Genomic DNA, 13,612 nt, shown 5'->3' with positions numbered 1-13,612 from the left:
GCAACCCCTTACAAACCGGAGCAAGGTTGCGAGTATATCGGTCGGTAGACTCCGCGACGACCGTCCGGTTCTGATTTCGACCGGCAAATACGCGCCTCTATGTGCTTTTTCGAACAATTTGCTATGGTGCCGAACCTGCCCGAGCCACAGCCAGCGTTGTTGTGGCGGCAGATCCGACTATAAGAGAAGACCTTGCCATGACCACAGCGCCCTCGAGCCTCGCGCAGCCCGACCAACCCGCACGACCGTTGACCCGCAATGACTACAAGACTCTGTCGCTATCGGCCCTGGGGGGCGCGCTGGAGTTTTACGATTTCATCATCTTCGTGTTCTTTGCCACCGTGGTCGGCAAATTGTTCTTCCCGGCCGATATGCCCGAGTGGCTGCGCCTGATGCAGACCTTCGGCATCTTCGCCGCCGGTTACCTCGCGCGGCCGCTGGGCGGGATCGTGATGGCGCACTTCGGCGACCTGCTGGGGCGCAAGAAGATGTTCACCCTGAGCATTTTCATGATGGCGGTGCCGACCCTGATCATGGGCCTGCTGCCGACCTACGCGCAGATCGGCCTGTGGGCGCCGATCCTGCTGCTGTTGATGCGCGTCATCCAGGGCGCGGCGATTGGCGGTGAGGTGCCGGGGGCATGGGTCTTCGTTTCCGAACACGTACCTGGCAAGCACATCGGCTACGCCTGCGGCACCCTGACCAGCGGCCTGACGGCAGGCATCCTGCTGGGATCGCTGGTCGCCACCGCGATCAACAGCATTTATACGCCAACGGAAGTTTCGGATTACGCCTGGCGCATTCCGTTCCTGCTGGGTGGCGTGTTCGGCCTGTTCTCGGTTTATCTGCGTCGCTGGCTGCACGAAACCCCAGTGTTCGCCGAACTGCAACAACGCAAGGCGCTGGCCGAAGAAGTGCCGCTGCGCGCCGTACTGCGCGACCATCGCGGGGCCATTGCAGTGTCGATGCTGCTGACCTGGTTGCTGTCCGCCGGCATCGTCGTGGTGATCCTGATGACCCCGACCGTGCTGCAGACGGTCTATCACTTCTCGCCGACCACCGCGCTGCAATCCAACAGCCTGGCGATCGTGTTCCTGAGCTTTGGCTGCATCATTTCCGGCGCGCTGGCGGATCGCTTTGGTGCCGGTCGCGTGTTTGTGTTCGGCTGCGCGGCTCTGCTGGCCAGCTCCTGGACCTTCTACCACAGCCTCGCCGATCACCCGAACTGGCTGTTCCCGCTGTACGCGTTGACCGGTTTTCTGGTCGGCACCATCGGCGCGGTGCCTTATGTGATGGTGAAGGCTTTCCCGCCGGTGGTGCGCTTCAGCGGTCTGTCCTTCTCTTATAACGTCGCTTACGCGATCTTCGGCGGCCTGACGCCGATGGTCGTCAGCCTGCTGCTGAAAGAAAGCGCGATGGGGCCTGCCTACTATGTGGCGGTGCTGTGCGGGATGGGGATCCTGGTCGGCGCGTGGCTGTGGAGCAAAGGTCGCTAAGCCACCTTCACACTTGCGGTTACAACTGAAAGGCCAGCCTTCCGACAGGGATGCTGGCCTTTCATCCAATTGTCATATTTCAGCCATAGAGTGTTCACACGGCCTGCTGATACTTGGCCCCGACTTAACACACCCTATCTGCTAGGAGTAAGGCATGAAACTGAAGCGTTTGATGGCGGCAATGACTTTTGTCGCTGCTGGCGTTGCGACTGCCAACGCGGTTGCCGCTGTTGACCCTGCTATCCCGAGCTACACCAAGACCACTGGTGTGTCGGGCAACCTGTCCAGCGTCGGTTCCGATACCCTGGCCAACCTCATGACCCTCTGGGCCGAGAACTACAAAAAAGAATACCCGAACGTAAACATCCAGATTCAGGCCGCTGGTTCCGCCACTGCGCCTCCTGCGCTGACTGAAGGCACCTCCAACCTGGGCCCGATGAGCCGCAAGATGAAGGACACCGAACTGGCGGCCTTCGAACAGAAATACGGCTACAAGCCAACCGCTATCCCGGTTGCAGTGGACGCCCTGGCTGTCTTCGTGCACAAGGACAACCCGATCCAGCACCTGACCATGGAACAGGTTGACGCGATCTTCTCGTCCACCCGCCTGTGCGGCGCCAAAGCCGACGTGAAAACCTGGGGCGACCTGGGCGTGACCGGCGACCTGGCCAACAAGCCGGTTCAACTGTTCGGTCGCAACTCGGTATCCGGCACCTACGGCTACTTCAAGGAAGAAGCCCTGTGCAAAGGCGACTACAAGCCTAACGTCAACGAACAACCAGGCTCGGCTTCGGTCGTGCAGTCGATCAGCTCCTCGCTGAACGGCATCGGTTACTCGGGCATCGGCTACAAGACCGCCAGCGTGAAAACCGTGGCCCTGGCCAAGAAAGGCAGCTCGGACTTCATCGAAGACACCGAAGAAAACGCCCTGAACGGCAAGTACCCGCTGTCGCGTTTCCTGTACGTATACGTCAACAAAGCCCCGAACAAGCCTCTGGCCCCGCTGGAAGCCGAGTTCGTGAAACTGGTTCTGTCGAAACAGGGTCAGGAAGTGGTCGTGAAAGACGGCTACATCCCGCTGCCAGCCAAGGTTGCTGCAAAAGCACTGGCTGACCTGGGTCTGCAGGAAGGCGGCGCTGAAGTCGCAAAAAAGTAACAAACTGAGTCAGGGGTGAACCCCGCCTGACTCACGTGTGGGGCCCGGCCCGCAAGCGGCCCGGCCCCCACACTCCCCGAATTCTTCTATCCACTGCCAGTGCCCTGCTGGCGGCGGATTTGGTGCGTCACTGCATTGTCATCTTTCTGTCATACAGGATCGCTAGGGTGTGCGCATGAATGATCTGGCCAATTCCAAAATGACTACGAACCCTCCCAAGCGCATTGACTTCAATACGCCTGAGTTGCAACGCAAGCGCCGCATTCGCGCGCTCAAGGATCGCTTCACTCGCTGGTACGTCCTCGTCGGCGGTCTGGCGGTACTGGCAGCCATCACCCTGATCTTCTTCTTCCTCGCCTACGTGGTCGCGCCGCTGTTCAAGGGTGCGGACCTGACCGCGAAAGATGCACTCACCCCGGCCTGGATGCAGGACGCCGGCAAGCCGCTGATGATTTCGCTCGAAGAGCAGAATCAGGTGGCCATGCGCGTTTCCGACAAGGGCCAGGCGCTGTTCTTCGACATCGACAGTGGCGCTGAACTGAAGCGCGTCGATCTGCCCCTGCCGGCAGGCGCCAGTGTGACCTCCATCGGCGAAGACCAGCCGGGCCATCCGCTGGTGGCCGTGGGCCTGTCCAACGGCCAGGCGCTGGTGTTCCGTCACACTTATAAAGTCAGCTACCCGGATGGCAAGAAGACCATCACCCCGGCCATTGAGTACCCGTACGGCGAGACACCGATCGCGCTGAACGAAAGTGGCGGTGCGCTGGAGCACGTCAGCCTCAATGCCACCGATTCGACCCTGATGCTGGTCGGCTCCACCGGTTCGCAACTGAATGTGCTGTCGCTGACCAGCGAAGAAAACATGATGACCGGCGAAGTCACCAACGAGCAGAAGCGTATCGATCTGCCGCAGATGACCGAGCCCGTAAAAAACATCTTCGTCGACCCGCGCCAGCAATGGCTGTACGTGGTCAACGGGCGTGCTCAGGCCGACGTGTTCAGCCTGCGCGACAAGAGCCTCAACGGTCGCTACAAGCTGCTGGAAAACGCTGACGCTGAAGTCACTGCGACTACGCAACTGGTCGGTGGTATCTCGCTGATCGTCGGTGACTCCAAGGGTGGCCTGGCCCAGTGGTTCATGGCCCGCGACACCGATGGCGAGCTGCGCCTGAAGCAGATCCGCACCTTCCAGATGGGCACCACGCCGATCGTTGAAATTTCCGCCGAAGAACGTCGCAAGGGCTTCCTGGCCCTGGATGCCAGCGGCAAGCTCGGCGTGTTCCACAGCACCGCGCACCGCACCTTGCTGGTCGATCAAGTCGTCGAAGGCCAGGGCCTGTTCGGTCTGTCGCCACGGGCCAACCGCGTGATCGTCGAAGCCGGCGGCAAGCTGCAACCGCTGCTGCTCGACAACCCGCACCCGGAAGTCTCGTGGAGCGCACTGTGGAGCAAGGTCTGGTACGAGAACTACGACGAGCCTAAATACGTCTGGCAATCGACAGCTGCCAACACCGATTTCGAACCGAAACTGAGCCTGTCGCCACTGACCTTCGGCACCCTGAAAGCCGCGTTCTACGCGATGCTGCTGGCCGCACCGCTGGCCGTCGCCGCTGCGATCTACACCGCGTACTTCATGGCCCCGGGCATGCGCCGCAAGGTCAAGCCGGTGATCGAGCTGATGGAAGCGATGCCGACGGTGATCCTCGGCTTCTTCGCCGGTCTGTTCCTCGCGCCTTATGTAGAAGGGCATCTGCCGGGCATCTTCAGCCTGCTGATGCTGCTGCCGATCGGCATCCTGATCGCCGGTTTCACCTTCAGCCGCCTGCCTGAATCGATCCGCCTGAAAGTCCCGGATGGCTGGGAAAGTGCGCTGCTGATCCCGGTGATCCTGTTCGTGGGCTGGCTGTCGCTGTACATGAGCCCGTTCATGGAGAACTGGTTCTTCGGTGGTGACATGCGCATGTGGATCTCCCACGACCTGGGCATCACCTACGACCAGCGCAACGCACTGGTGGTCGGTCTGGCCATGGGTTTTGCGGTGATCCCGAACATCTACTCGATCGCCGAAGACGCCGTGTTCAGCGTGCCGCGCGGCCTGACCCTGGGCTCGCTGGCCCTCGGCGCCACGCCGTGGCAGACCATGACTCGCGTGGTGATCCTGACTGCCAGCCCGGGCATCTTCTCGGCGCTGATGATCGGCATGGGCCGTGCGGTCGGCGAAACCATGATCGTGCTGATGGCCACCGGCAACACCCCGGTCATGGAAATGAACCTGTTCGAAGGCCTGCGCACCCTGGCCGCCAACGTCGCGGTGGAAATGCCGGAGTCGGAAGTCGGCGGCAGCCACTACCGCGTGCTGTTCCTGTCGGCGCTGGTGCTGCTGTTGTTCACCTTCGTCATGAACACCCTCGCGGAACTGATTCGTCAGCGTCTGCGCAAGAAATACTCGTCGCTTTAAGCAAAGGTAGAAGTCTGTGAAACAGAACTCCCTGAAAGGATGGTTCAAGAGCGGCGCCCCCGGCGTCTGGATCAGCGGTGGCGCGGTGTCCATCGCGGTCATCATGACCATTGGCCTGCTGGCGGTGATCGCCGTGCGCGGTCTGGGTCACTTCTGGCCGGCGGATCTGATCCACGCCAGCTATGACGTACCGGGCCAGGGCCAGCATCTGGTCGTGGGCGAAGTGGTGCAGAAAGAAGAAGTGCCGCGCGCCCGTCTGAAGAGCGCCGGCCTGCCGGTGCCGGACGAAGGTCCGGAATTCATGACCCGCGAGCTGATCAAGGTCGGCAACCGTGACCTGAACGGCAACGACTTCACCTGGATCGTCGGCGAGTGGCTGACCGACCAGAAGAATCCGCCGGAGCTGATGGCGCTGGAGCGTCGTGAGTGGGGCAACTTCTACGGCTACCTGGTCAACGTCAAACAGGACGGCAAGGTGATCGCCGAAGGCGAAGCCGCCTGGCCTGAGCTGCAAGCGCGGATCAACCGCGTGAACGGCCTCGCCGCGCAGCTCAAGTCGCTGGAAAAAACCGACATCGGCGCAATCAACGCCGGCCTCGAGCGCATCCGTCTGCACGGTCGCAAGCTGGAGCTGGAAGGCAAGCTCGACGCCACCGCGCAAGCGGACATGGAATCCGAGCGCGCCGAGCTGAACGCCCGCTATCAGGACATCGAAGCCCGTCTGGCCGACCTTCACGCGCAGTTCAACCGTGACGCTTTGACCGCTCGTGATGCCAACGGCAAGGAAATCGAAATCGGCCTGGGCAAAGTGGTTCACGCCTACCAGCCGAACGCGATGGGGACGTTCACCAAAATCGGTTTCTACTTCAGCAAGGTCTGGGAATTCCTGTCCGACGACCCGCGTGAAGCGAACACCGAAGGCGGGATTTTCCCGGCGATCTTCGGCACCGTGATGATGACCCTGATCATGGCGATGATCGTGACCCCGTTCGGCGTGCTGGCGGCGGTGTACCTGCGTGAATACGCCAAGCAGAACACCCTGACCCGGGTGATCCGGATCGCGGTGAACAACCTGGCGGGTGTTCCGGCGATTGTTTACGGCGTGTTCGGTCTGGGCTTCTTCGTCTACGTGCTCGGTGGCTCGCTCGACCGTCTGTTCTTCCCTGAAGCGCTGCCGGCACCGACCTTCGGTACACCGGGTCTGCTCTGGGCTTCGTTGACCCTGGCGCTGCTGGCGGTGCCGGTGGTGATCGTGGCCACCGAGGAAGGTCTGGCGCGTATCCCGCGCACCGTGCGCGAAGGCTCGCTGGCCCTCGGCGCGACCAAGGCTGAAACCCTGTGGAAGATCGTTCTGCCGATGGCCAGTCCGGCGATGATGACCGGCATGATCCTCGCCGTGGCTCGCGCCGCCGGTGAAGTGGCGCCGCTGATGCTGGTAGGTGTGGTGAAACTGGCGCCGTCGCTGCCGGTGGACGGCAACTACCCGTACCTGCACCTGGATCAGAAGATCATGCACCTGGGCTTCCACATCTATGACGTTGGCTTCCAGAGCCCGAACGTCGAGGCCGCGCGGCCGCTGGTGTATGCCACGGCGCTGCTGCTGGTGCTGGTGATCGCCACCCTGAACCTGTCGGCGGTGTACATCCGTAACCACCTGCGCGAGAAGTACAAAGCATTGGATAGCTGATTTCCTGTGGGAGCGGGCTTGCTCGCGAAAGCGGTGGGTCAGGCAGCATTGATGTTGAATGGGCCGACCTCTTCGCGAGCAAGCCCGCTCCCACACTAGATTGCGTACAGCCGCACCAAGCGGCAAACCGAACCGAATTTGTTAGCACAGGGGATCTCCCATGCAGCACGAAACACATACCCACGGCATCAACATGTCTGCCCTGGGCCGCGACAAGCAGAGCCTGAACCTCGAGCAGGAAACCGTGGCCATCGAAGTGCCGGGCCTGAGCCTCTACTACGGCGAGAAACAGGCGCTGTTCGACGTCAGCATGAACATCCCGAAACAGCGCGTGACCGCCTTCATCGGCCCGTCCGGCTGCGGCAAGTCCACGCTGCTGCGTACCTTCAACCGCATGAACGACCTGGTGGACGGCTGCCGCGTCGAAGGCGCGATCAACCTGTACGGCAACAACATCTACCGCAAGGGCGAAGACGTGGCCGAGCTGCGTCGCCGGGTCGGCATGGTGTTCCAGAAGCCTAACCCGTTCCCGAAGACCATCTACGAAAACGTGGTCTACGGCCTGCGCATCCAGGGCATCAACAAGAAGCGCATCCTCGACGAAGCCGTCGAGTGGGCGTTGAAAGGCGCGGCCCTGTGGGACGAAGTGAAAGACCGTCTGCATGACTCGGCCCTCGGCCTGTCCGGTGGACAGCAACAGCGTCTGGTGATCGCCCGTACCATCGCCGTGGAACCGGAAGTGCTGCTGCTCGACGAACCGTGCTCGGCACTCGACCCGATCTCGACCCTGAAAGTCGAAGAGTTGATCTACGAGCTCAAATCCAAGTTCACCATCGTCATCGTGACCCACAACATGCAGCAGGCGGCGCGGGTGTCCGACTACACGGCGTTCATGTACATGGGCAAACTGGTGGAATTCGGCGACACCGATACCCTGTTCACCAATCCGGCCAAGAAGCAGACCGAAGACTACATCACCGGTCGTTACGGCTGACAGTTGCGGGTTATTCACAGAATTGACGCTGCGGCCCGCCGCACCTTACCGGACGCTCCAAGGACGCCAACATGATTAGTAAAGAAGGCCTTACCCATCACATTTCCGCGCAGTTCAACGCCGAACTGGAAGAAGTGCGCAGCCACCTGCTGGCCATGGGCGGGCTGGTCGAGAAACAGGTCAACGACGCGGTCACCGCGCTGATCGAGGCCGACTCGGGCCTGGCCCAGCAAGTGCGCGAGATCGACGACCAGATCAACCAGATGGAACGCAATATCGACGAAGAATGCCTGCGCATTCTGGCCCGTCGTCAGCCGGCGGCGTCCGACCTGCGTCTGATCATCAGCATCTCCAAATCGGTGATCGACCTTGAGCGCATCGGCGACGAAGCGACCAAGATCGCCCGGCGTGCGATCCAGCTATGCGAAGAAGGCGAAGCGCCGCGCGGTTACGTCGAGGTTCGCCACATCGGCGACCAGGTGCGCAACATGGTCCGCGATGCGCTGGACGCCTTTGCCCGCTTCGACGCCGACCTGGCGCTGTCGGTGGCGCAATACGACAAGATCATCGACCGCGAATACAAGACCGCCCTGCGTGAGCTGGCGACCTACATGATGGAAGACCCGCGCTCTATCTCGCGTGTCTTGAGCATTATCTGGGTCCTGCGTTCGCTGGAACGGATCGGCGACCACGCCCGTAACATCTCCGAGCTGGTGATTTATCTGGTGCGCGGCACCGATGTGCGGCACATGGGCCTCAAGCGCATGAAGGAAGAAGTTGAAGGGACAAGTGGCGAAACCGCTAATGTTCCGGGCGATGCTGACGATAAGTAAGATTGCCTGAGAAAAGCGCCCGGCCCTTTGGCCGGGCGTTTTTGTTTCTGCTTTTCATAGGCAGAACCGAAATAAAAAGCAGCACCCGCGAACGAAAAGTCCCGGCGTGACTGAAGAGTTTTGGCAATGTGCCATCAGCCAGCGTTATGCTTGCCGGGATTTTAATAGGGGTGTTGGATGAGCAAGATCAGTGTGTTGGTCGTGGACGATGCATCGTTCATTCGTGACCTGGTGAAAAAGTGCCTGCGTAATTACTTCCCGGGGATCCGCACCGAGGACGCCATCAACGGCAAGAAGGCCCAGGCCATGCTGGCCAAGGAAGCCTTCGACCTGGTGCTGTGCGACTGGGAAATGCCGGAAATGTCCGGTCTCGAACTGCTGACCTGGTGCCGTGAGCAGGACAACCTCAAGACCATGCCGTTCATCATGGTCACCAGCCGGGGCGACAAGGAAAACGTCGTGCAGGCGATCCAAGCCGGTGTTACCGGTTACGTCAGCAAGCCGTTCACCAACGAGCAACTGCTGACCAAGGTCAAGCAGGCTCTGAACAAGGTCGGCAAGCTCGACACTCTGATGAACAGCGCTCCAACCAAGATGAACTCGGCGTTCGGCAACGACTCCCTGAGCGCGTTGACCGGCGGCAAGGCTGCCGTGGTCGGTTCCGCTCCGGCTGCTGCTGCGGCCAACCCGTTTGCCAAGCCTGCCGCTGCAGCCCCGGCACCTGCCGCCGCGCCACAGCGTGGCCTGCTCAACAGCCCGCCGGTGAAGGCTCCTGCAGCCTCAAGCGCTCCGGCCGGCGGTCGCGGTCAGGGCCAACTGCGCCTCCCTAGCGGCACTCAGCAATGCGTGATCAAGGCCCTGAGCATCAAGGAAGCGCTGCTGGTGGTGAAACGCACCGACACCCTGCCGCAGATCCTCGACAGCGCCGTGCTCGATCTGGAGCAGGGCGACAACGCCGAAATCGCCCGTCTCAACGGCTATCTGCACGCCGTCGTCGCCCACGAGCCGAAACCCGACAGCGACTGGCTGCAACTGACCTTCCGCTTCGTCGACCAGGACGCGCAGAAGCTCGACTACATCTCCCGCCTGATCGCCCGCGGCACGGCGCAGAAGCACTTCGTTCCGGGCGCATAATCTTCGTCGCCAGACATTGATCGTTCCCACGCTCCGTGTGGGAATGCCTCAAGGGACGCTCCGCGTCCCCCCACGCAAAGCGTGGGGACGATCATTCACGCCATTTTGAAACATCTGTCGACTAGCCTGGTCTGCTTCAGCTGCTAGGCTCATTCCCAGGCCTTACTCGACAGAACTTTTGCCCATGCCCCTGCGCCTGCTGTTTTTCTGTGGTCTGTTCATGGCCTCCACCTCGACGGTGGCCATGACGATCTACAAGTCCACCGATGCCAACGGAGTGGTTTCGTACAGCGACCGTCCGAGCAAAGGCTCCCAGGTGTTCGTGTTTCAGGATCGGATGGTCGAGCGCCTCGAGCGCCAGGTCTATCTCGACATCAAGAAACAGAAGGGCGCGGACGTGGTGTTCGTGCGCAACGACCTGTATGCGCCGGTCGAGGTTGCCCTGGCGTTTACCGGGATGAGCAACGTGCGCGGCGCACCGGCGCAAACGATTCGCCGGGTGCTGCCGGCGCGCAGCAATACGCGGCTGGCGTTGCTGACGCCGGTATCCGGTGGCAAACCGCTGGTGTACACGCCGATGTTCCAGTATTCCCTCGGCGACCCGGCTGGCGCGGCTCAGGGCTATCGCTATCCGTTTCCATGGCGTGGCGGGCCGTTCCGCCTCAGCCAGGGCGCCAATGGCGATTACAGCCACTTCGGGCCGAAGAACAAATATGCGATGGACATCGCCATGCCGGTCGGCACGCCGATCATCGCGGCGCGCGCCGGGGTGGTGGTGAAGACCGAGAATTCCCAGAACGGGCGCGGCACCGATCCGTCCGGCAACTTCGTGCGGATCCTGCACGACGACGGCACGATGGGCGTGTACCTGCATCTCAAACAAGGGTCGGTGAGTGTGCGCGAGGGGCAGCGAGTGGCGGTGGGCAGTCCGCTGGCGCTGTCCGGCAACACCGGCAACAGCAGCGGCCCGCACCTGCACTTTGTGGTGCAGCGCAATACCGGGATGGGGCTGGTGTCGATTCCGTATCAGTTCAACCAGCCGCTGGGGGCGTTGCCCAACTTTGCGCTGGGCAAGCAGTAAACCCCGTCAGTCGAGCATCAGCACCTTGGCCAGAATGATCTTCGGACCTTTCATCTTCTTGATGATGATCCGCAGGCCTTCGACTTCCAGCACTTCTTCCTCTTCCGGCACCCGTTTCAGGGTTTCGTAGATCAGCCCGGCGAGGGTTTCGGCTTCGATGTGATCCAGGTCGATCCCCAGCAGGCGCTCGACCTTGAACAGCGGCGTATCGCCCCGCACCAGCAACTTGCCCGGCTGGTAGGCTAGGATGCCGCGCTCGGCCTTGCGGTGTTCGTCCTGGATGTCGCCGACCAGCACTTCCAGCACGTCTTCCATGGTCAGGTAGCCGATGATGTTGCCGTCGGCCTCTTCGACCACAGCGAAGTGCGAGCCGCCCTTGCGGAACTGTTCCAGCAGCTGCGACAGCGGCATGTGCCGCGACACGCGTTCCAGCGGGCGCGTCAGTTCGGCGAGGTTGAACGACTCGGGAATGTGATCCAGCGCCGCCAGCTCCAGCAGCAGATCCTTGATGTGCAGCAGGCCGACGAACTCCTTGCGCTCGCTGTCGTACACCGGATAACGGCTGAACTTGTGGCGGCGGAACATCGCCAGGATTTCTTTCAGCGGGGCGTTGAACTCGAGGGTAATCAGGTCTTCCCGGGAGTTGGCCCAGTCGACCACTTCCAATTCGCCCATTTCCACCGCCGAGGCCAGCACGCGCATGCCCTGGTCGCTCGGGTCCTGGCCACGGCTGGAGTGCAGGATCAGTTTCAGTTCTTCGCGGCTGTAATGGTGCTCGTGATGCGGGCCGGGCTCACCTTGCCCCGCAATGCGCAGGATGGTGTTGGCGCTGGCGTTGAGCAGGTAGATCGCCGGGTACATGGCCCAGTAGAACAGGTACAGCGGCACCGCCGTCCACAGCGACAGCAGCTCGGGTTTGCGGATCGCCCAGGATTTGGGTGCGAGCTCGCCGACCACGATGTGCAGGTACGAAATGATGAAGAACGCGGTGAAGAACGAGATGCCTTTGACGACTTCCGCCGACTGCACGCCGACCGCGCTCAGCAGCGGCTCGAGAATGTGCGCGAACGCCGGCTCGCCGACCCAGCCCAGGCCCAGGGAGGCGAGGGTGATACCGAGCTGGCACGCCGAGAGGTAAGCATCGAGCTGGCTGTGCACCGTGCGCAGGATGTGCCCCCGCCAGCCGTGCTGCTCAGCGATGGCTTCGACTCGGGTCGAGCGCAGTTTGACCATGGCGAATTCCGCCGCAACGAAGAAGCCGTTGAGCAGAACCAGGATCAGAGCGAAAAGAATCATGCCGAAATCGGCGAATATTGTTGCGAGGGACAAGCCAGGGGAAGGGTCCATGATGGAGTTTTGCGGGTTCCGTGTGATTCGAAAGAAAGAAAAATCCGCACCTGAAAGGCAGGCGCAAGTCAGCCAATGTAGCGGCTGACCTGGCGATTGCCTAGTCCGGCATTACTCAGCGGCGCTGATGACCCGTGCCTGAGCGACCTGGGCCGGGGCGAAATGGCAGGTGAAGGTGCTGCCATGACCGGGCACGCTGCTGATTTCCATCCGGGCGCGATGGCGCAGCAGCACGTGTTTGACGATGGCCAGGCCCAGGCCCGTGCCGCCGGTGTTGGAGTTGCGGCTGGAGTCGACGCGGTAGAAGCGTTCGGTCAGGCGCGGCAGGTGTTTGCTGTCGATGCCGATCCCGGAATCCTGCACGCTCAGATGCGCGCCCTGATCGTCGCCCCACCAGCGGATGCGGATATTGCCCTCGGCCGGGGTGTATTTGACGGCGTTGAACACCAGATTGGAAAACGCACTGCGCAATTCCGCCTCGCTGCCCTTGAGCAGGATGCTGGTATCGGCTTCCAGGGTGATGCGCTGATTCTTTGAGCCTGACAACTGCTGCGCATCGCTCTTGATCGACTGCAGCAGGGTGTCGATGTGCACGGGCTGGTTGTCCGACGGGTAATCGGTGGCTTCCAGTTTGGCCAGCAGCAGCAAGTCGTTGAGCAGGGTCTGCATGCGTCCGCCCTGTTGCTGCATCTGCTGCAGGGCGCGGCTCCAGCGCGGGTTCACTTCCTCGACGTTGTCGAGCAGGGTTTCCAGGTAGCCGCAGATCACCGTCAGCGGGGTGCGCAGCTCGTGGGAGACGTTGGCGATGAAGTCCTTGCGCATCTGTTCCAGCTGATGGATGCGGGTGACGTCGCGGACCAGCATCAAGTGTTCGTTGTTGCCGTACCGCGTGAGGTACAGCTGGATGCGTACGCGATCATTGGTCGGTGAGGGGATTTCCAGCGGTTCGGCGTAGCTTTCCTGCTCGAAGTATTCCTTGAAGCGCGGATGGCGAACCAGATTGGTCACCGGTTGGCCGCTGTCCTGCGGGGTTTTCAAGCCGAGCAGGGTTTCGGCGGCGCGGTTCCACCATTCCAGGTTGCCGTCGCTGTCGAGCATGATCACCGCGTCTTTCAGCGCGGCGGTGGACTCCTGAACGCGGTCGATCACCGCTTGCAGGCGTCCGCGTACCCGTTGGTCGCGGCGTTGCAGGTGGTAGATGCTGTCGAACACCTCGCCCCACAGGCCGTAGCCGTCGGGCGGTGCTTCATCGGGTTGGTGCAGGCGCAGCCATTCGTGCAGGCGCAGCAGTTGCTTGAGCGTCCAGGCCAGGTACAGGCCCAGGCCCGCCGCCAGGCTCCAGCCGTAGTAGCCGGTGATCAGGCCGATCACCAGGCAGCCGGTGACCAGCAACAGCATGTGGCGAATCAGGGTGCCATGCCAGTTT

The 13,612-nt window shown here is 61.7% G+C and carries 10 protein-coding genes; 8 read left to right on the top strand and 2 right to left on the bottom strand.

Annotated elements, in window-relative coordinates; genetic code table 11:
* The first annotated feature begins 197 nt into the window (after positions 1-197).
* The 8 genes from CAG25_RS01815 to CAG25_RS01780 all read left to right on the top strand — a co-directional run bounded on the left by CAG25_RS01815 (position 198) and on the right by CAG25_RS01780 (position 10,839).
* The gene (locus CAG25_RS01815) at positions 198-1,496 is read left to right on the top strand and encodes an MFS transporter (RefSeq protein ID WP_085612419.1); all 1,299 of its coding nucleotides are present in this window, start codon (positions 198-200) and stop codon (positions 1,494-1,496) included.
* Positions 1,497-1,650: 154 nt separating this feature from the next.
* A complete protein-coding gene (locus CAG25_RS01810) occupies positions 1,651-2,652 on the top strand; it encodes a phosphate ABC transporter substrate-binding protein PstS (RefSeq protein WP_064600501.1) in 1,002 nt (333 codons plus the stop codon).
* 424 nt (positions 2,653-3,076) lie between these two features.
* Positions 3,077-5,110, top strand: coding sequence for an ABC transporter permease subunit (locus tag CAG25_RS01805; protein WP_170844920.1), 2,034 nt, complete (start codon positions 3,077-3,079; stop codon positions 5,108-5,110).
* 16 nt (positions 5,111-5,126) lie between these two features.
* The gene (gene pstA, locus CAG25_RS01800; RefSeq protein WP_064600499.1) at positions 5,127-6,797 is read left to right on the top strand and encodes a phosphate ABC transporter permease PstA; all 1,671 of its coding nucleotides are present in this window, start codon (positions 5,127-5,129) and stop codon (positions 6,795-6,797) included.
* A 160-nt stretch (positions 6,798-6,957) separates the two neighbouring features.
* Entirely contained in the window at positions 6,958-7,791 is an 834-nt protein-coding gene (pstB, locus tag CAG25_RS01795; RefSeq protein WP_007954333.1) for a phosphate ABC transporter ATP-binding protein PstB, read from the top strand.
* A gap of 71 nt (positions 7,792-7,862) precedes the next feature.
* A complete protein-coding gene (phoU, locus tag CAG25_RS01790) occupies positions 7,863-8,624 on the top strand; it encodes a phosphate signaling complex protein PhoU (RefSeq protein WP_007954334.1) in 762 nt (253 codons plus the stop codon).
* 177 nt (positions 8,625-8,801) lie between these two features.
* A complete protein-coding gene (locus tag CAG25_RS01785) occupies positions 8,802-9,758 on the top strand; it encodes a response regulator (protein ID WP_011336612.1) in 957 nt (318 codons plus the stop codon).
* Between the two features lie 184 nt (positions 9,759-9,942).
* Positions 9,943-10,839, top strand: a complete 897-nt coding sequence (locus CAG25_RS01780) for a M23 family metallopeptidase (protein ID WP_064600495.1) — start codon at positions 9,943-9,945, stop codon at positions 10,837-10,839.
* Positions 10,840-10,845: 6 nt separating this feature from the next.
* On the opposite strand, the gene CAG25_RS01775 is transcribed toward CAG25_RS01780, so the two are convergent.
* Positions 10,846-12,186, bottom strand: coding sequence for a hemolysin family protein (locus CAG25_RS01775; protein ID WP_007954342.1), 1,341 nt, complete (start codon positions 12,184-12,186; stop codon positions 10,846-10,848).
* Between the two features lie 111 nt (positions 12,187-12,297).
* Entirely contained in the window at positions 12,298-13,584 is a 1,287-nt protein-coding gene (phoR, locus tag CAG25_RS01770; RefSeq protein ID WP_218887987.1) for a phosphate regulon sensor histidine kinase PhoR, read from the bottom strand.
* Positions 13,585-13,612 lie beyond the last annotated feature (28 nt).

Source organism: Pseudomonas sp. B16(2017) (assembly GCF_002113205.1).
Taxonomy (GTDB): Bacteria; Pseudomonadota; Gammaproteobacteria; order Pseudomonadales; family Pseudomonadaceae; genus Aquipseudomonas; species Aquipseudomonas pharyngis.
Note: the sequence above shows the minus strand (reverse complement) of the source record. Positions and strands in the feature narration are given on the sequence as shown.

Excerpts from the sequence above, each read along its gene's own strand:
- CAG25_RS01815 (WP_085612419.1), top strand. The coding sequence starts at position 198 with ATGACCACAGCGCCCTCGAGCCTCGCGCAGCCCGACCAACCCGCACGA.
- CAG25_RS01810 (WP_064600501.1), top strand. The coding sequence starts at position 1,651 with ATGAAACTGAAGCGTTTGATGGCGGCAATGACTTTTGTCGCTGCTGGC.
- CAG25_RS01805 (WP_170844920.1), top strand. The coding sequence starts at position 3,077 with ATGCAGGACGCCGGCAAGCCGCTGATGATTTCGCTCGAAGAGCAGAAT.
- pstB (WP_007954333.1), top strand. The coding sequence starts at position 6,958 with ATGCAGCACGAAACACATACCCACGGCATCAACATGTCTGCCCTGGGC.
- phoU (WP_007954334.1), top strand. The coding sequence starts at position 7,863 with ATGATTAGTAAAGAAGGCCTTACCCATCACATTTCCGCGCAGTTCAAC.
- CAG25_RS01785 (WP_011336612.1), top strand. The coding sequence starts at position 8,802 with ATGAGCAAGATCAGTGTGTTGGTCGTGGACGATGCATCGTTCATTCGT.
- CAG25_RS01780 (WP_064600495.1), top strand. The coding sequence starts at position 9,943 with ATGCCCCTGCGCCTGCTGTTTTTCTGTGGTCTGTTCATGGCCTCCACC.
- CAG25_RS01775 (WP_007954342.1), bottom strand. The coding sequence starts at position 12,186 with ATGGACCCTTCCCCTGGCTTGTCCCTCGCAACAATATTCGCCGATTTC.
- phoR (WP_218887987.1), bottom strand. The coding sequence starts at position 13,584 with ATGCTGTTGCTGGTCACCGGCTGCCTGGTGATCGGCCTGATCACCGGC.